Annotated in this window: 15 protein-coding genes; 10 read left to right on the forward strand and 5 right to left on the reverse strand. The window is 64.5% G+C overall.

Features of this window, described 5'->3' with window-relative positions; translation table 11 throughout:
- Positions 1 to 6: 6 nt before the first annotated feature.
- A complete protein-coding gene (gene purM, locus ACQUSY_RS04345; protein ID WP_428903303.1) occupies positions 7 to 1,062 on the reverse strand; it encodes a phosphoribosylformylglycinamidine cyclo-ligase in 1,056 nt (351 codons plus the stop codon).
- A 177-nt stretch (positions 1,063 to 1,239) separates the two neighbouring features.
- Between purM and ACQUSY_RS04350 the strand changes: the two genes are divergently transcribed.
- Entirely contained in the window at positions 1,240 to 1,851 is a 612-nt protein-coding gene (locus ACQUSY_RS04350) for a zinc-binding alcohol dehydrogenase (RefSeq protein ID WP_428903283.1), read from the forward strand.
- Positions 1,852 to 1,857: 6 nt separating this feature from the next.
- Here the strand turns inward: ACQUSY_RS04350 and ACQUSY_RS04355 are convergent, their stop codons facing one another.
- A complete protein-coding gene (locus ACQUSY_RS04355) occupies positions 1,858 to 2,184 on the reverse strand; it encodes a S1 domain-containing protein (RefSeq protein ID WP_428903284.1) in 327 nt (108 codons plus the stop codon).
- A gap of 257 nt (positions 2,185 to 2,441) precedes the next feature.
- Between ACQUSY_RS04355 and ACQUSY_RS04360 the strand changes: the two genes are divergently transcribed.
- The 6 genes from ACQUSY_RS04360 to ACQUSY_RS04385 all read left to right on the forward strand — a co-directional run bounded on the left by ACQUSY_RS04360 (position 2,442) and on the right by ACQUSY_RS04385 (position 9,043).
- A complete protein-coding gene (locus ACQUSY_RS04360; RefSeq protein ID WP_428903285.1) occupies positions 2,442 to 4,001 on the forward strand; it encodes a MinD/ParA family ATP-binding protein in 1,560 nt (519 codons plus the stop codon).
- A 46-nt stretch (positions 4,002 to 4,047) separates the two neighbouring features.
- Complete coding sequence (locus ACQUSY_RS04365; RefSeq protein WP_428903286.1) at positions 4,048 to 4,404, forward strand: sterol carrier family protein; 357 nt, start codon at positions 4,048 to 4,050, stop codon at positions 4,402 to 4,404.
- An 80-nt stretch (positions 4,405 to 4,484) separates the two neighbouring features.
- Entirely contained in the window at positions 4,485 to 5,756 is a 1,272-nt protein-coding gene (gene purD / locus ACQUSY_RS04370; RefSeq protein WP_428903287.1) for a phosphoribosylamine--glycine ligase, read from the forward strand.
- Positions 5,757 to 6,367: 611 nt separating this feature from the next.
- The gene (locus ACQUSY_RS04375) at positions 6,368 to 7,174 is read left to right on the forward strand and encodes a siderophore-interacting protein (protein ID WP_428903288.1); all 807 of its coding nucleotides are present in this window, start codon (positions 6,368 to 6,370) and stop codon (positions 7,172 to 7,174) included.
- Positions 7,175 to 7,246: 72 nt separating this feature from the next.
- On the forward strand, positions 7,247 to 8,128 hold the full coding sequence (locus ACQUSY_RS04380) for a phosphoribosylaminoimidazolesuccinocarboxamide synthase (RefSeq protein WP_428903289.1): 882 nt from the start codon (positions 7,247 to 7,249) through the stop codon (positions 8,126 to 8,128).
- A 24-nt stretch (positions 8,129 to 8,152) separates the two neighbouring features.
- Positions 8,153 to 9,043: a cytochrome c oxidase assembly protein gene (locus ACQUSY_RS04385; protein WP_428903290.1), complete on the forward strand. Its 891-nt coding sequence runs from the start codon at positions 8,153 to 8,155 to the stop codon at positions 9,041 to 9,043.
- A 55-nt stretch (positions 9,044 to 9,098) separates the two neighbouring features.
- On the opposite strand, the gene ACQUSY_RS04390 is transcribed toward ACQUSY_RS04385, so the two are convergent.
- Positions 9,099 to 9,827 carry a ScoMcrA-related endonuclease gene (locus ACQUSY_RS04390; protein WP_428903291.1) on the reverse strand — a complete coding sequence of 243 codons (729 nt, stop codon included), beginning with the start codon at positions 9,825 to 9,827 and terminating at the stop codon, positions 9,099 to 9,101.
- A 62-nt stretch (positions 9,828 to 9,889) separates the two neighbouring features.
- Positions 9,890 to 11,071: an amidohydrolase gene (locus ACQUSY_RS04395; protein WP_428903292.1), complete on the reverse strand. Its 1,182-nt coding sequence runs from the start codon at positions 11,069 to 11,071 to the stop codon at positions 9,890 to 9,892.
- 141 nt (positions 11,072 to 11,212) lie between these two features.
- On the opposite strand from ACQUSY_RS04395, the gene ACQUSY_RS04400 reads away from it, so the two are divergent.
- The 3 genes from ACQUSY_RS04400 (at position 11,213) to ACQUSY_RS04410 (ending at position 14,868) form a co-directional block, all read left to right on the forward strand.
- The gene (locus ACQUSY_RS04400; RefSeq protein ID WP_428903293.1) at positions 11,213 to 12,334 is read left to right on the forward strand and encodes a hypothetical protein; all 1,122 of its coding nucleotides are present in this window, start codon (positions 11,213 to 11,215) and stop codon (positions 12,332 to 12,334) included.
- Positions 12,335 to 12,401: 67 nt separating this feature from the next.
- Positions 12,402 to 13,436, forward strand: coding sequence for a hypothetical protein (locus ACQUSY_RS04405; protein ID WP_428903294.1), 1,035 nt, complete (start codon positions 12,402 to 12,404; stop codon positions 13,434 to 13,436).
- A gap of 109 nt (positions 13,437 to 13,545) precedes the next feature.
- The gene (locus ACQUSY_RS04410) at positions 13,546 to 14,868 is read left to right on the forward strand and encodes a uracil-xanthine permease family protein (RefSeq protein ID WP_428903295.1); all 1,323 of its coding nucleotides are present in this window, start codon (positions 13,546 to 13,548) and stop codon (positions 14,866 to 14,868) included.
- 297 nt (positions 14,869 to 15,165) lie between these two features.
- Here the strand turns inward: ACQUSY_RS04410 and ACQUSY_RS04415 are convergent, their stop codons facing one another.
- Positions 15,166 to 16,338, reverse strand: coding sequence for an HNH endonuclease signature motif containing protein (locus ACQUSY_RS04415; RefSeq protein ID WP_428903296.1), 1,173 nt, complete (start codon positions 16,336 to 16,338; stop codon positions 15,166 to 15,168).
- Between the last annotated feature and the right edge of the window lie 939 nt (positions 16,339 to 17,277).

Consider the following 17,277-nt stretch of genomic DNA (forward strand, 5'->3'; position numbering starts at 1 on the left):
GGGGTGTTACTCCGCTGCCTTTCCGGAGGTGGAATCGGCGAAAGAGCCAACGAGGCGCACAGCACCACCATCGACACCCTTCGCGCCCTGTTCATAGTCGCCGACCGGGCGGGAGGTCTCCCGAACGGTCGCGACCTGCCACGCGTCAATACCCTGACGGTTGATCGCGGCAATGGCGTCGGCGGCGCGGCTCGCGTCGACAACGGCGAGGAAGCCGATGCCGAGGTTCCACGTGCCTTCGGTGTCTTCCAGACGCATGCCAGCCAGGTCGGTCAGCACGCGGAAGACGGGAAGGGGCGACCATGTCGAACGGTCAACATCGCACCACGCCGTGGTCGGCAGCACGCGTGCGAGGTTCGCGGCGATGCCACCACCGGTGACGTGGCTGAGGGAGTGAACGGCGTCGCCGAGCTCATCGATGAGCTTCAGTAGCGGCGTGGTGTACAGGCGCGTCGGCTCCAGCAGAGCTTCGCCCCACGTGGTTGAGAAGTCTGCGGCGTTGTCGCCGTAGGAGATGTTCGCGTTCGTGATGATGTGGCGCACCAGCGAGTAGCCGTTGGAGTGCAGGCCGCTCGCGCCGAGGGCAAGAACGACGTCGCCGTCTTGCACGCGGTCAGCGCCGAGAACATTGTCAGCCTCGACCACACCGGTGGCAGCGCCAGCCATGTCGTAGTCGTTCGGGCCGAGGAGGCCGGGGTGCTCAGCCGTCTCGCCACCCACAAGCGCGGTGCCGGTTGCCGAGCACGCCTCAGCGATACCGCGCACGATGTCGGCGATGCGCTCGGGCACAACCTTGCCGGTCGCGATGTAGTCGGTCATGAAGAGCGGCTTGGCGCCCACCACGACGATGTCATCAACAACCATGCCGACGAGGTCTTGACCCACGGTGTCGTGCTTGTCGATGGCCTGCGCGATGGCGACCTTCGTGCCAACACCGTCGGTGCTCGTCGCGAGCAGCGGGCGGCGGTAGTCGCGCAACGCACTGGCGTCGAACATGCCGGCGAAGCCACCGACACCACCGAGCACTTCGGCTCCGTGAGTCGAACGCACGGCGTTCTTCATGAGTTCGACAGCGAGGTCACCGGCGACGGTGTCAACACCTGCTGCCGCGTAAGCGGAGAGGGGGGAATCGTTTGCCTGAGATGCATCGGCCACGAGTGACAGCCTACCTGCTTCTCGCCCGTCATTCCTCCGCATAACGTTCCCCCTTTCGCCACCAGGAATTCATACAATGGGCGCATGAGCGAAGAACCGCAGTCTCGGTGGGTAATCCGTGAGGAGGCATCCCACGCGGTCATCATTGCGCTCTACGTTCGCCAGGCCCTCGGTATTCGCGGCCAGCATGATTTACCCACGCTGCGAAACGCCCCGATCGCCAATCCGATCCGCTCCGACGCTGAGCACGACGCACTCGAGCGTCAGTGGCGGTCGTACTGGGAAATGACGGTGGAACCACGGGCACATACGCACTCCGGGCCGCTGGATTTGGTCGACGGCTTTGACGATTTCGTGGCCCTGCCGATTACGGGAGCCAACGAACTGCGCGCAGCCATGGTTCCGCTCGCCGCTGCTGCCATGGCGTACGCCACGCAGGCGGGGCAACGCTACTTCGATGAGTCGTCGCGGCGCGGCGGCGAAGCGCGGCGCCCGTACGTGAATGCCATCTCGATGCTGCGCCGCACGAGCGGCCGCAGCGCACAAGACTTCGAGCTCAACGTTGAAGTGTTGCCGTTGAGTCAGCGGGGTGTGTGGTGGATCGGCTCGCTCACGATCGCGATCACCGACTCGGTGCGCTCTGATGTCGTCGCATTCGACTCGGCGCTGGCGGCCGTTGTCGACGAACTCGGCTGAGTCGCGTTACGCGGCGTCGTGGGTTTCGATGACCTTTTCGGTCTGCACCGTCACCGCGCGGGTGCGGCGGCCAACGGTCTTGTCGAGGACGAGGGCGACGATCGCGCCCAGCATGACACCGCCGGCGGCGCAGTAGAGCATGAGGAATCCGAAGACCTGGCTCTGCGAGTAGGTCACGCCGATCTCACTCGGCTTCGCAACGCCGTCGAACGCAAGCGTCAGAATCGCGGCAACGAGAATACCCAGAGCACCACCCAACACCAGGAAGACGCCGTACCGAGGAACGCGGCGCACGCGCCCCTCTGTCACCGTGGTGGATGTCTGTTCGGGCATGTTTCCTATTGTGTCACCGCTCACCTGAGCGTTCGCCGCGATCCGCATCCGCATCCCATAACAAAACCGTTACTCACCGTTTTGGGGTGCTGTCGGGTTTCGCGACGCGATGCGCACCGCCTTCGGGCTCAAAGGTTTGCGCCAGATGGCTCCGGTAAACTTCCCGTGGCGCGGCAGTACTGGTTCGCGTCACGCGCGCGAGCGCATCGAACGATGATGCCGGAACCATCAGTGCGGCATGTCACGGAGGACTACCTATGGACACGTCGACGGATAACCGCACGCCGGCGACCGCCACCATTCGCCCGGACGGCAGTGGCGTTGTTGTTATTGACGGCCGCACCGAGCTGATCGCTGAGTCGACAGTGGAGCGTGCCCGCGCCCGCGCGATCGGTGTTCTGGTGACGCACGCGGCCGAGCAGGCACGCCCCGTGACCGTCGTATCAAAAGACCCCTCGGGCACCGCGCACCTCGTCGTGAACCCCAACGGAAATGTCGAAGAGAGCACCACTCCCCTGCCCGCGCAGCGTGAGATGGAGATGGCTCCCGAAGTTTCGTACCTCCCCGAGGGTGCGCCCGATCTCGACGCCCCCATCACAACCGGCCGCCTGCCCATCGTGCGTAGCGTTCCGACGCCGACGCCCGCCCGCGGCATCACGCCGGTGGTCGAGGCTTCGGCTGAGGTTGCACCCGCCGCAACTGCCGCACCCGAGCGACCCACGTTTGAGCCACCCGCCCCCGATACGGAAGCTGCTCCAGAAACCGCACCCGTGGTTCCGCAGCCCGAAGCCGCGGCCCCTGAATCCCCCACACCCGTTGCCGCGCCCTCGGCAGAACAGGAATCTCCCGTCGTGACCGAAGCTCCCGCTCCCGCCGTTGTTACCGAGCGCCCCGCCGGCCCCGCCCGCCGCTCGTTCATCGAGGAGGAGACAGCCGCCGCTCGCGCCGAGCGCGGTATGCGTGGCGCGCTCAACAAGGTGGGCTTCCGTCTCGCGCCGAACGCTGCCGAGGCGTCGGAGCGTGCCGACATCGCTCGCGTCAGCCAGCACTGGTCGGGCCCGCGCACGATTGCGATCGTGAACGGTAAGGGCGGTGCGTCCAAGACGCCGACCACCGCAATGCTGTCCGCGGTGTTTGCGCGCAACGGCGGTTCGGGCGTGCTGGCGTGGGACAATAACGAAACCCGCGGAACCTTGGGGTGGCGTACCGAGCAGGGTCAGCACGAAGCGACGGTGCAGGCACTGCTGCCGAACGCGACGACGCTGATGTCGGCTGAGGCGCGCGCTTCTGACCTCACCGGATACCTGCACCACCAGGTTGCCGACAAGTACGACGTACTGCGGTCGAACCCGAACATTCTGGCTGAAGACCAGCGACTCACGATGAACGAGTTCGACGCGATTCACGGTGTGGCTGCAAAGTACTTCCGCCTCATTTTCATTGACTCGGGCAACGACGAATCGGCTGACCGCTGGCGCCGCATGATCGACCGCGCCGACCAGATTGTTATTGCGACGACCGCTCGTGGCGAGCACGCCGAAGCCGGCGCGTTGCTGCTTGAGGCGCTGCGCGAGCGTGGCGAGCACTCCGCTCAGCTCGCTCGTGACGCCGTTGTCGTCGTATCGCAGGCCGACCACAAGGCGGGTTCGGCGCAGGCCGAGAAGGTTGCTGACGGGTTCCGTTCGATGGCGCGTGCCGCGAGCGTGATTCCGTTTGACCCGGCGATGCGCGCGGGCAAGCTGTCGTACGACGCGCTCAAGCCCGAAACGCAGCGCGCCTGGCTGGCGGCTGCCGCGGCTGTCGCGCAAGGGCTCTAAGGGTTTAGGTTTCGGGCTCGGTTCGGGCTCGGGTTCGGAGGTTCGCGTGCCGGCACCAAAAATCGACACCATCATCGGTCGGCGTGCGCTGGCCGCGGTGCTCGATGGTTCCGTCGCGCGCACTGACCGGGCGACCGCCGTGCGATACCTACTGCAGTTGCTCGTCGAGAAGGCGCCGGGCAACACTGTTGAGGTGCGCGTGCCGCCGTTCGGTGCGGTGCAGGTCTTGGAGGGGCCGCGTCACACGCGCGGCACTCCCCCGAACGTTGTCGAGACCGACGCCGACACCTGGATCGCCCTCGCGACCGGCGCTTCGACGTGGGATGAGCTCTACGCCGCGGGCGTGATCTCCGCGAGCGGCACCCGTGCCGACATTTCAGCCTTGCTGCCCCTGCGGCCGTAATCTCGGGTTCCGGCGCGAAGCAAAGCGCCAGATTACGGCTCGGATCAGACGAATCACGGCGCTGCGGATAGGCTGGGATTGTGAAGATCCTGGTTCTCGGTTCCGGTGCCCGCGAGCACGCCATCATCCTTGCGCTGAAGTCGGAGAGCACTGCTCACGACCTGTTCATTGCGCCGGGCAACGCTGGCATCGCGCAGGACGCAACGCCCGTCGCGCTCAACGCGAATGACCCCGTTGCGGTCACCAACTACGCCATCGAGAACGGCATCGACCTCGTGGTCGTTGGCCCCGAAGCGCCACTCATCGCGGGGGTTGCTGACGCTCTGCGTCAGCGCGGCATTCCGGTGTTCGGCCCGGGTAAGGCGGCCGCCGCACTCGAGGGTTCGAAGGCATTCGCGAAGCGCATCATGGATGCTGCTGGCGTACCGACCGGTCGCGCCACGCGCGCCGCGACGCTCGACGAGGTTGCCACGACGCTTGACGAGTACGGCGCCCCGTACGTCGTGAAGGCCGATGGTCTCGCCGCGGGCAAGGGCGTTGTGGTCACGACCGACCGCGACGAAGCGCTCGCGCACGCTGAAACGTATTTGCCGGTTGGTCCGGTGCTCGTTGAGGAGTTTCTTTCCGGCCCCGAAGTGAGCTTGTTCTTCCTCGCCGACGGCGACACCGTGCGCCCCCTCAGCCCCGCTCAGGACTACAAGCGCCTCGGCGACGGCGACGAAGGCCCCAACACCGGCGGCATGGGCGCGTACTCGCCGCTGCCGTGGCTCGCCGACCAGTTCGGTTCGGAGGCTGCCTTCGTGCAGCAGGTAACCGACGAGGTTGCGTTGCCCGTCATTCGCCAGCTGGATGCCGAGGGTACGCCGTTCATCGGTCTGCTGTATGCCGGTCTGATTCTCACCGAGACCGGCATCAAGGTCATCGAGTTCAACGCGCGCTTCGGCGACCCGGAGACTCAGGTTGTTCTTCCCCGCCTCGTCACGCCGCTGTCAGAACTGCTGCTTGCCGCCGCCTCGGGCCACCTCGAAGACCACCCGCTGCCCGAGTTCTCGTCAAAGTCGGCGGTCACCGTTGTGCTCGCGAGCGAGGGCTACCCCGCGAACCCGATCACTGGCCGCGAAATCACCGGACTCGAGCACGCAGCCGCAACCCCCAACGTGCACATCGCGCACGCTGCTACCGCAGCTGATGGTTCCGCTCTCCTCGCCACCGGCGGACGCGTGCTCAACGTCGTCGGCCTCGGCAACGACTTCGCCGAGGCGCGCACCAGCGCGTATGCGGCGCTCGGTAAGATTGAGCTTGAGGGCGCGCAGTACCGCAAAGACATCGCCGCCCGCGTCGTCTCGGAGTAGCTCCGTTTCAAGGCCCGGTGCCGCCAGCATGGCTGGGGCCCCGGGCCTTTTCTGTGCCGTGCTCCTGTTCTGCGCCCCGCGCTTGTCGCGAGAGCCATAAGACGACGCGAGAACCATAAAATTTCGGCCAAAAGTATGGCTGTCGGTGTTTTCTCTTGCTGTCGCGACACGGCGGGCGGAACCATGGGGTTGGCGGCTGTGGTGAACTGTTGGGCATGAGTGCGGAGCGGCTAGTGATTCCGGTCGATACGCTGCGCCGATTCGCCGCCGGTGACGACGCGACGCGGGCGTGGGCTGAGACCGTGGGATATCGAAGACGGCCACACCGCGATCAGCGCGCCCACCGCAATTATCGACGACGCCCTCCGCTCGACCGCGTGAGCGGCTGCTCTGACAGGAGGAGATTCACGCGACAGGAGGTGCATATCGCGGAAATCACCTCCCACGGCGACAATCACCTCCTACCAGAACACCGGACGGCGGGCGGAACCACGAGGCTGAGCATCGGGGCATGAAGCGGAACCACGCGGCGGGGTCGGAACCACGGGGCCGGCCTATCAAGACAGCCCTCAGCCGGAGCCGACCAAGTTAGGTTGCCCTAAGCTGGAAGCATGACGACGGAAAACACTGCGCTCTTTCACCGTGAACTCACTCGCCACGACCTGGTGTTGCGGCAGTTGCAGGTGACGGAGGTGCAGCGCATTGCTCCCGACATGGTTCGCCTGACGGTCGGCGGCGCAGACCTTGACGGCTTCGTCAGCAACGGCGCGGCCGATCACATCAAGCTGTTCCTCCCGAACCCCGAGACCGGCATCATCACGACCCCGCGGGACGGCAACCCGGCCGCCGTCATCTCCCGCGATTTCACGCCACTCGCGCGCGAGACCGCCGAGGGCACGGTGCTCGATCTCGACTTCTACACGCACGTCAACCCCGGTCCGGCTGCATCGTTCGCACTCAACGCGACCCCTGGTTCCGCTCTCACAGTCGGCGGCCCGCGCGGATCGCGCTCGTTCCCCGCCGGCGTCGAACGCCTCATCGTTGTCGCCGATGAAACCGCGATGCCGTCTGCCTCGCGCTGGGTGGCTGACGCACCCGAAGGTGCCGAGGTCTTTGTCATCGCCACGGTGTCCGGCGACGGCGCCTGGGTACAGGGTTACGTCGGTGACCGTGCGACGGTCATTGTGACGCCGAACGCCGCCGAGCCCGCAATCGCGGCGCTCACGAGCGTCGGAATCACCGACACCACGTTCGTATTCGTCGCGGGCAACGCGGCCAACCTCATCACCGTGCGCCGCCACCTCCGCCGCGCGCTCGGCTTGCCCGCGGCGCAGGTGGCCGTGAGCGGGTACTGGCGCACCGGCGTCGTCGCGTGGGACCACCACGCACCCATCGACCCGATGGACCCCGACGAGTAAACCCACGCCGCATACCTCACGCGAAGAAGTAACCCGTCGTAACCCCGCACACGCGCGGGGGATAATGAAACGGTGACTTCTCCTGTGAGCATTCCCGGCTGGACCCACGTGTACTCGGGCAAGGTCCGCGATCTGTATGAGCCGACGTCGGGCGACAGCGCGCGCATGCTCGTGGTCGCGTCTGACCGCATCAGCGCGTTCGACTTTTCGCTGGAGCCGCCGATCCCCAACAAGGGCGCCCTGCTGACGACGCTCAGCGACTGGTGGTTTGAGCAGCTCGCCGGTGCCGACGGTGGCCGCACTATCGCGAACCACCTCACTGGCGAAGAGCCCCCCGCCGAGGTCGCCGGCCGCAGCATGGTCGCGAAGAAGCTCACGATGTTGCCGATCGAATGCGTCGTGCGAGGTTACATCACCGGCAGCGGCTGGCTCGAATACCAGGAGAGCGGAACCGTCTGCGGCATCACACTGCCCGCGGGTCTCAACAATGGCGACCGTCTGCCTGAGCCGATCTTCACACCCGCGTACAAGGCACAGCTGGGCGAGCACGACGAGAACATTTCGTTTGAGCGCGTCACCGAAATCGTGGGGGAAGAGATTGCGATGGACCTCCGCGACACGTCACTCGAGATCTACCGCCGCGCCGCCGCCACCGCCGAAGCGCACGGCCTGATTCTCGCCGACACCAAGTTTGAGTTCGGCCACGACGCGGACGGCGTTCTCACCCTCGCCGACGAAGTGCTCACGAGCGACTCGTCGCGCTACTGGGACAAGGCTTCCTGGGAGGTCGGATCCACGCCGAGCGAACGCATGGCAAGTTTCGACAAGCAGATTGTGCGTAACTGGCTCGCCGCGAACTGGGCCAAACAGGGCACTCCCCCGGTACTCCCCGCCGACATCGTCGAGCAGACCGCCGCGAAGTACGCCGAACTCCTCGACCGCCTGCGCGACTAGCCGAGGCGACTGCCAGGAGTAGCCATGCGTATGCCTGACATGTCTGGGTGGGTGCACTTCGCGCCGCTCAGCGGGTCACTCATCGTTGCGATCGGCGCCATCGCGCTGTGCACGTGGTACCTGTGGGGAGCTCTCAAGCTCTGGCGCCAGCAGCGCCGCTGGAACGTCGCCCGAACGATTTCGTTCGTGCTGGGCTGCGCGGTCATGTTCGCGATCGCAACGTTCGGCGTCAATACCGAGATGACGACGTCGCTTGCAGCCCTCATGTTCGTGCAGATTACTGCGCTTGTCGTGGTTCCGCCCCTCCTCGTGGTCGGCTCCCCCGGCCACCTACTGTTGCGCACGACACCGCACCATGGTCTCGGTCGCGTCGTTCTACGAGTCGCGCATGCGGGGCTACGATCACCGATGATGCGGTTTCTCACGCACCCGGCGATGCCGATCGCGTTCGCACTGATCGTCTACCCCGGGCTCTACTTCACCGACGCGATCAGCCCAATCATAGGGTCCCGTGTCGGCGCCGACCTGCTGCTCATTGGCTTGCTCGTCATCGGCATTGTCTCGGCCGTGCCCCTGTGGTCGGCTGACCCGTTGCCGCGCCCACCGTCGTATCCGATTCGACTCATCGACATTCTTGTTGAACTGCAGATTCACGCGATCATGGGCCTCATTCTGTTGCGCGCAGCAAGCCCCATGTTCTCGCGCTACACCGGCCCCGATGCTCTTGCCGAGCAGTCGATCGCGGGCACCCTGCTGTGGACGTACGCTGAGCTTCCTCTGCTCATCGTGCTGATTGTCGCCCTATCGCGGTGGCATGATCGCGACCGCTCCCACGCGCGCATCAACGAATCACGTGAAGACGCGGAGCTCGACGAGTACAACGCGTATCTGGCGAGCATCGCGCGCAAGAACTAGAAAGCGAGCGGAACCGCGACCGCAGTCGCAGGTTCCGCTCGCTTTTTTGAGACGTTTAGTCGTCGCAGTTCGGGCAGACGCCCGTAGCGGGCAGTGCCAAGAAGCACGTGTCGCAGTAGGCAACCGGACGCTCAGCCGCGGCCGCAGCACGCTGCTGCGGGGTCGACGGTTTGTTGCTCTTCACGCGCGTTGACGGTGACGACGACGCGGCCGGACGAATCGGCTTCGACGGCGCAAACCGGGGTAGTGCGGGCTTGTACGGAAGATCAAAGCCGCGAGCGCGACCATCTTCTTCACGGTGGGCGATGTAACCCGCGGCAACGAAGTGCGGCGGCTTACCAGAACGGGGTTTCAGGCCGATGTAGGCACCCGAAGCGGGCACGTAGTATTCGGCGTAGATTCCGCGAGCCAGAAACTCGCGGATGGCGGGCAGGTTTTCGACCGGAATCCGCACATGCGACAGGCAAGCATCAAACGACGTGAAACGCTGACGATCCTTCTGATCGTTAGCGCCGACAACGACATAACCCAGTGCGGTGAACTGCGTTGCGGCAGCCGCGAAGCCCGAGATCTGGCGGGCGCTGAGCGCGTCGCCGGTCTGGTATTCGTAGGCCGCGGCAAAGAGCGCGCGGGTGTCGTATCGGCCACTTCGGGCTATCACAAACGACTCGTTGACCTCTTTGAATCCGTAGCGGATCAAGAACAGTTCACGACCCAGCTTGTCGAACTCGTCGAAGGCTTGTGAGATGGCGGAATGGTCGGTCAGGGATGAATAGGAGACCACTATTCAACGGTACGCCACATGCTCGGGCGTGTCTGACCGTCATCTGAACATTTGGCGGTGGTTCAGAACTGCGGCGCCCGCTCGTTGACCACGAAGCCTGCGGCACTCGCGTCGTAGTGGCCGACGGCGACGCCATCGATCCACACGCGCTCGGCGCGCGCCATGATGTCGACGGGGTCGGTCGACCACAGTACGAGGTCGGCATCCTTTCCGATTTCAAGCGTGCCGACGCGGTCGTCAACGCCGAGCACCTTGGCCGGGTTGATCGTGACGGCGCGTAGTGCGGTCTCGCGGTCAAGGCCTTCCTTGATCGCAAACGTGACCTGGTGAATCAAGAAGTTGATGGGGATCACCGGGTGGTCGGTGATGATCGAGATTTCAACGCCCGCGCGCGCCAGCTTGCCCGGGTTTGCAATCGAGCGGCCGCGCAGCTCTGGCTTCGACTTCGTGGTGAACAGCGGACCGATCAGCACCGGCACACCCTTCTCAGCCAGCACATCCGCGATCACGTGCGCCTCGGTTCCGTGGTCGATGACCAGGTCGTAGCCGAACTCTTCCTGCAGGCGCAGGGCGGTCGCGATGTCGTCGGCACGGTGGCTGTGCTGACGCCACGGAATCTCACGCTTCAGCACCGCGATCAGCGGCTCGAGGGCGATGTTGCGGCCGGTCTTGCCCTCGTCGATCCAGTTCTGAGCTTCGGCGAAAGCCTTGCGAATCACCATCGCGGTGCCGAGGCGGGTCGACGGCGTCTTGTCTTTGCCGGCGTATACGCGCTTTGGGTTCTCGCCCAGCGCGCTCTTCACACCGCTGGGCGCACGCATCACCATGTCGTCAACGCGACGGCCGAAGGTCTTGAGCGTCGCGGCCTGACCGCCGATCGCGTTACCCGAGCCTGGGTTGACGTTGACGGTCGTGATGCCACCCTTGAGCGCCTCATCGAAGCCGGGGTCAAACGGGTTGATCGCGTCAATCGCACGCACACCGGCGGTGACCGGGTCGGTCATTTCGTTGGTGTCGTCGTCTTTCGCGTTCTCGCCCTCTTCGTGGGTTCCGACGTGAACGTGCGCGTCGATCAGGCCCGGCAACACCCAGCGGCCCATCGCGTCGATCACCTCAGCACCCTCCGGAACCGCGACATCCGGCCCAAGAGCCGCAATCTTTGCGTCGGTCACCACAATGGTTCCGTCAAATTCTTCGCCAGAAATCGGCACAATGTGGGCACCGGTGATCGCAAACGTCGACATGTCACTCCTCAGTTTCGAAAGCCGCGCACAGCGCTGTGCGGCTCATTCCACCTTACGAGCGAGTAGCCTCAGACATGACACCGAAGCGGAACCGCGTGGGGCGGAACCTGTCGGGTCGCGGTTCTGAGATAAGGGGAACGCATGTTGATCGACCCATCACGCACGGCACGCCGCGGTCGCGCAGTGCGCCTCATTGCCCTTACCGGTTTGGTCACCACGGCGAGTGTCGCGTTGACCGGATGCGCGGGCTCGGTCGAGACGAACTTTGACTCGGGGTTCTCGGTGACCGCAGCGGTTCGTGACGTGCCTGCCGGCGACGCCGAACGCTATGACTTCATCGCGGCTGATCTTGCCGCGATTGCCGAACTCGAAGGCGTTGAGCGTAGCGGTAACCCGGCCGAGTGGCTCATGCCGCTCACGAATCCCGTCGGCGATGCTTCCGTTCTCGTCGCGGTGCCCGATGTGTTCATTCCGGGCGCTGGTGATGCCGGCTTCGAGGCTCTGGGCTGGAATCTCAACGACGTTGATCGCTTCGTCTCGTACTCGGCGTTGCCGGTTTCTTTCACGGTCATCGCCGGGGAACTGCCGGCGTTGCCGGAATCGCTTCCCGCCGTGAGCGACACGGTGCGCACCGATGTCCAAGGTGAAGATTTCGAAGTTGACTTTGATTCGGTCGGTACGGTGATTGACCGTCTCGGGCGCCCGACTCGTTTTGCGCAAGAGGGCAAACGTATCGCAATGAGCTCATCGACCGAGCTCGCTGAATCGTGGGTCGGCACGGGTGAAACGCTCGCCGACGATGAGGCTGTGAAGGCGATTGCCAGCACCCTCGACGGCTACGGCGTGATGTCGGCGGTCATCACGCAGCCAGCCGCGTTCAGCGGCCAGACGATTCTCGGGCCCGACGTCTCTCCGGCAGAAGCCGAAGCCGCACTCAAAGAATTCGACGCCCTGGTTCCGCCTGCCCCTTACGACTTAGTTGGACTCGGCTGGACGGTCGTCGATGGCGCTCCGCGCTGGATTGCGACGTATCACTTTCTCTCCGAGGACGCCGCGAAAGACGGCGCTCAGGTATTGCGTGCGGTGTGGGAGAAGGGTGCGACGCTCACGAGCCACAAGCCTATTTCGTCGCTCGCGACGGTCAACGATGTGTTCGTGAAAGACACCACTGTTGCTGTCGTGCTCACGCCGACCGAGGGCACCCCGGCTTCGGTGTTGTACGACCTGCTGATGCGACGTGAGGTGCTGTTCGCGAGCCGATAGGTCTCTGGTTTGATCCCGCGGCGACGGTTAGGGTCGTGGTGGGACGAATCAAGGGGGACGTATGTTGGTGACGAATTCACGACGCGCGCGAAACCGGCGCCGCATTCTCGGGGCGCTGGTGGCCGTTGGTGTGGGAATTGCGCTGACCGGGTGCGGCGCGAGCGGTGGGTCCGGCTTTGCCGATGGATATTCGGTGACCGCGGCGGTTAACGCCGTGGCGGTGCCTGCCGAACTCGACGAGTTTTATGTGTTGTCCACCGCCAACCTCACGGGCCTGCAGGAGGCGCTGGAGATGGAGGATGACGCGGAGTGGTTGCGCAACGTCATGATCGGTCGCGATGAAGACGACAATCCGATCGCCCTCTCCCTCAATGTGCCGAGCCAGTGGACCTACTTTGAGAACGCCGCTTTTCCGTGGGAGCTCACTGACGTGACGCAGTTCGCTGACTTTGCCGCGCCGCCGCACGCGTTCACGCTGTACGTCGGTAATGATGAGGTCGCGATTCCCGATGACTTTGTGGCGTGGGAAAGCGACATCAAGACCGACTTGGAGGGTGAAGACTTCGCCCCCGACCTCGCGAGCGTTGGCAACGTGATCGATCCGGTCGGTCGCCCCACCCGTATTGCGGAGAAGAACGGCACGATCGGCCTCGGGCCCTCCACCGAGTTGGTCGCGGATTGGCTTGCCGGCAAGAACGCGTTCGGCACGCACCCAGGCATCACGGATGTTGCGAAGGCCCTGGACAAAGCGCAGGCGTTATCTGCGATCATCACGCCCGCCGCACCAGATGTGATGGGCGACGCCAAGATTGATGAACCGTTCGACACGGTCGGACTCGGTTGGGCGATGCGCGACGGTGACCCGCGGTGGATTGTCGTCTACCAGTTCGCATCTGCGAGCGACGCGGGCGATGCTCAGGATGACCTCGTGTCGGCTTGGGAAGAGGAAGCTCTCAACGACAAGGCGCCGCTTTTCGTCGGAAGTGACCGCAGTGATGCGACGATCACCATCACGTTGGAGCCACGCGAGGGCCAGTCGGGCACGCTGCTGTATCGGTACCTTCTTGATCCGACGAACGGCTTGATGGTCTCGGTTAAATAGCGGAGCGCGGTAGCGATTCCGGTAATCTGGCCGTTTTCTCGTTCAGCAAACGCTCAGGTATCGCTATCGTTTGGGTAGCCCTTTTCCCGTTCCCCAAAGGAGTGCCCGAATGCCCCTGTGGACCCGCCACGGCGATGGTCAGGCTGTTAAGCCCGGCTCGATCGTCAAACCGACCGAACGCCTGGGATGGCCGTCGACGATTGCGATGGGCGCTCAACACGTCATCGCAATGTTCGGCGCAACCTTCCTGGTTCCGACCCTCACCGGATTCCCGGTGGCAACGACTCTGTTGTTCAGCGGCCTCGGAACCATCCTGTTCTTGCTCATCACGGGCAACAAGCTGCCGAGCTACCTCGGCTCATCGTTCGCATTCATCGCGCCTGTCACGGCCGCTGTCGCTGTCGGCGGAACGGGCTCGGCGCTCGCCGGTATCGTCGCCGTTGGTGTGCTGCTCGCGCTTATCGGTCTCGTCGTTCACACCGCCGGTGTGGCGTGGGTCGACAAGTTCATGCCGCCCGTTGTAGCTGGCGCGATCGTTGCGCTCATCGGCTTCAACCTGGCCCCGGTTGCGTGGGCGAACTTCCAGGCGGCCCCTGTCACGGCGCTCATCACGTTGTGCGCCGTCATCATCTGTGGTGTCGTCTTCCGCGGCTTCCTCGGCCGCATTTCGATCTTCCTCGGCGTCATCGTCGGCTACATCGTCGCCGCGGTTCGCGGTGAGGTCGACCTGAACCTCGAAGGCGTCGCCTGGGTCGGCCTGCCGCAGTTCGATGTCCCCGACTTCGTCTCGCCGTCGACCTGGTCGGCCATGGCCATGTTCCTTCCGGTCGTGCTCGTGCTCGTCGCCGAGAACGTCGGCCACGTTCGCGGTGTCGCGTCGATGGCTGAAGACGACTCAATCAACCAGATGACCGGTAAGGCCCTCATCGCTGACGGCGCTGCCACTGTGCTTGCCGGTGGCCTGGGTGGTTCCGGAACCACGACCTACGGTGAGAACATCGGTGTCATGGCGGCAACGCGCGTGTACTCGACGGCGGTCTACTGGGTTGCCGGTCTATTCGCGATTGTGCTGTCGATGTCGCCCGTCGTTGGTGCGGTCTTCAACTCGATCCCGGTTGGCGTCCTCGGCGGTGTAACCACCGTTCTGTACGGCCTCATCGGCATCATCGGCATCAAGATCTGGGTCGACAACCGCGTTGACTTCTCGCGTCCGGTCAACCAGTACACGGCAGCCGTTTCGCTCGTCGTCGCGATCGCCGGCTTCACGTGGAAGCCCGAAGGCTTCGAGTTCGGTGGCATCGTGCTCGGTACGGTGGCCGCTCTCGTGATCTACCACGTCGGTAACGCCATCGCTCGTGCCCGCAAGACGGGTGCTGATGACGGTGGTCCGATCCCCGCGGTCGGTCCGCTGGGCGGCGACCCGGAGAACTAAGTCTCCTGACGACGACGGGCCGGTGGCTGCATGCAAATGCGCCACCGGCCCGTCGCTGTTTGTGAGCGCGGCGCGTGGCCGCCGCGGGGCGAGCCGATTGCGGGCTCGTTCTGGTGCTGGCTTCACAATGGTGGTGGCACGCCCGTGGGAGATGGGGAGGGTGCTGGGTTCGTTCTCTGCGTGCTGATAGCTCGCCAGGCACGGCTCACCACGGTGATCGGTGGAAATCACGTCGAACGAACATTCCGGTCGAGACTCGCCGCTACTGATTTGGGGGTTATTCCCCGGCGGCACAGCTCACCACGGTGAGATTGGTGGTGGCTTCACGCCTGGGGGTTTCACGCCGGGTGGTGGGTTGCCGCGGCGTTTTGCCCGCCGGGTGAGGCGGAGGGAGGAGGATGTGCTTCGTCGCCAGCGGCCGGTGGGGTCGATCCAGTTGGGGGCGCGTACTTCGGGGATTCCGGATGTCATGCGTATCGTCCAGCCGGATATCGCGAGATACCGGTGATGGAACCAGCACAGCATGACCCCGTTGTCAGTGTGCGTGGCGCCACCGTTGGCGTGTTCGTTGACGTGGTGGATTTCACACCACGCGGCCGGGGTTGTGCAGCCCGGAATGACGCATCCGCCATCACGGAGCGCGATCGCGCGGCGCTGGTGGGCGTTGAAGATACGGTTCTCGGTGGAGATATGGGTGATGCGGCCGTCAGCGGTGATGCTCACGCGCTGCGTCGTGCCCGCACAACCAGCGTGGTGTGCCGCTTCAAGCGGTACGCTCGCTGCCGTCGATGGCAGAAACGCGGTTCCGGTGCCGGATGCGAGGGATTCGTCATCAACCATCACGACGAGCGTGGGCGCGGCGCCGCCGATCGTGGGCGTATCTTCGCTCGCCGCGGCGACCATGAACGCGGTGATGAACGCGTCATGTCGTTTCTGCGCGGCGGTGCGGGAATCAGCTACCTCGAGGGGCGCGCACGAGCACCGGGACGGGTCTTCACACCCGCAGTACGCATCGAGCGCACGCTGCTCAGCCGCGGTAGCATCGTCTGGACCGCCCGGGGCATCCGAGCCGCCAGGACCGCCTGCGGCATCCAGCCGGTCTGCGCCGTTAACGCTCCCATCAGCCCCAGCGCTTCCGCCCATGCCCGCGCGTTCATCACGGGTTAGTTCGTCGCCGGCCCGTTCATCGCAGGTTCGATCGTCGCCGCCGAGTTCGTCGCTGGGTCGGAAAATCACGCGAGACGCTTTCGTGTCGCGGGGTGTGCCCATCGCGTCGAGAAAACGTTGGATTTGTTCGGCCCCTTCGGGCAGGAGGTGTCCGCGGAGTTCCACGAGTCCGTCTTTCACCGCGCCAAGGGTGACGCCGCGCTTGCGGAGCGCCGCATGCTCAACGGGTTCGGCACCGTCGGCGTCGATGACGTTTGCCCAGACGTTAGCGTGCATCCGCAACGTGTCAGCGGTCGCCGGCATCGTTGCTTCGGTCGACGTCTCCCCCGTTTCCGGGTCAAATTCGTATCCGCGGGCGGCCGCCGCGAGAGCCGTGTCAGCGAGCGCAACAAGCTCGGCGTCAAATGAGCGGCCCGGCGGGCGAATCGCGCCAACAATACTGGCGGCCGCACCGGCTCCGATCTCCCCATCGAGAATCNGGCGTCAAATGAGCGGCCCGGCGGGCGAATCGCGCCAACAATACTGGCGGCCGCACCGGCTCCGATCTCCCCATCGAGAATCGTCTGACGCAACGCCGGCAATGGTGCTTCGAGGAGTTCGCCCGTCGTGATCGACCGGGAGCGCTTCGTCGCCTCCGCCACCCGCAACATCGACCGCGCAATCGCCGAGCTCACCCGCGTGGTTTGTTGCACGACCTCGCTCGCCGACGCATATCCAAGCCGGGTCGACAAACGCTCGGCGACGTCGGCCGTGGCCGACCGCTGCTGCACCTCACACCCACCCACAACGACGAGTGACTCGGCAATTCGCAACGCCTCGCCCGCCGCCGTTAACAGGCCAATAAGTTCAGCATCATCCACGAGCGAAACGCACTCCGAGTCATGAAAATCTCGCACAACAGACGCCAGCGCACCGATGGCATCGCGGACTCGCGATACCGGTGACTGACCTGCCGTGTTCATGCCCAAAGCATCTCACCAACCACCGACATTCAGACCCAATAAATGGCCGGTCTGAGACTATTTACCTGAGTTTTTCCTGAGTGTTTGAAGCATTATTTGAGGACCGTTCAAGCCAGGCCGATTCGGTCTACTCAAACCGTTTCGTCTCGGTCGCTTCGCGTCCTCGCTCAACTGTCAGTGTGGGTGGTGGCCGACGGTGTCTGCTGACAGGCTCGGTGTTGGTACTTGCTGCTGGACGTGACTCATCGCTCAACTGACCGCGTTTGCGTGTGTCTTGCGC

Source organism: Microbacterium daqui (assembly GCF_050408675.1).
Taxonomy (GTDB): domain Bacteria; phylum Actinomycetota; class Actinomycetes; order Actinomycetales; family Microbacteriaceae; genus Microbacterium.

Bases quoted from the DNA above. Each gene is read 5' to 3' on its own strand.
- ACQUSY_RS04415 (WP_428903296.1), bottom strand. From the start codon at position 16,338: ATGCCGGCGACCGCTGACACGTTGCGGATGCACGCTAACGTCTGGGCA.
- purM (WP_428903303.1), bottom strand. From the start codon at position 1,062: ATGAAGAACGCCGTGCGTTCGACTCACGGAGCCGAAGTGCTCGGTGGT.
- ACQUSY_RS04400 (WP_428903293.1), top strand. From the start codon at position 11,213: ATGTTGATCGACCCATCACGCACGGCACGCCGCGGTCGCGCAGTGCGC.
- ACQUSY_RS04360 (WP_428903285.1), top strand. From the start codon at position 2,442: ATGGACACGTCGACGGATAACCGCACGCCGGCGACCGCCACCATTCGC.
- ACQUSY_RS04385 (WP_428903290.1), top strand. From the start codon at position 8,153: ATGCGTATGCCTGACATGTCTGGGTGGGTGCACTTCGCGCCGCTCAGC.
- ACQUSY_RS04410 (WP_428903295.1), top strand. From the start codon at position 13,546: ATGCCCCTGTGGACCCGCCACGGCGATGGTCAGGCTGTTAAGCCCGGC.
- ACQUSY_RS04375 (WP_428903288.1), top strand. From the start codon at position 6,368: ATGACGACGGAAAACACTGCGCTCTTTCACCGTGAACTCACTCGCCAC.
- ACQUSY_RS04350 (WP_428903283.1), top strand. From the start codon at position 1,240: ATGAGCGAAGAACCGCAGTCTCGGTGGGTAATCCGTGAGGAGGCATCC.
- ACQUSY_RS04355 (WP_428903284.1), bottom strand. From the start codon at position 2,184: ATGCCCGAACAGACATCCACCACGGTGACAGAGGGGCGCGTGCGCCGC.
- ACQUSY_RS04395 (WP_428903292.1), bottom strand. From the start codon at position 11,071: ATGTCGACGTTTGCGATCACCGGTGCCCACATTGTGCCGATTTCTGGC.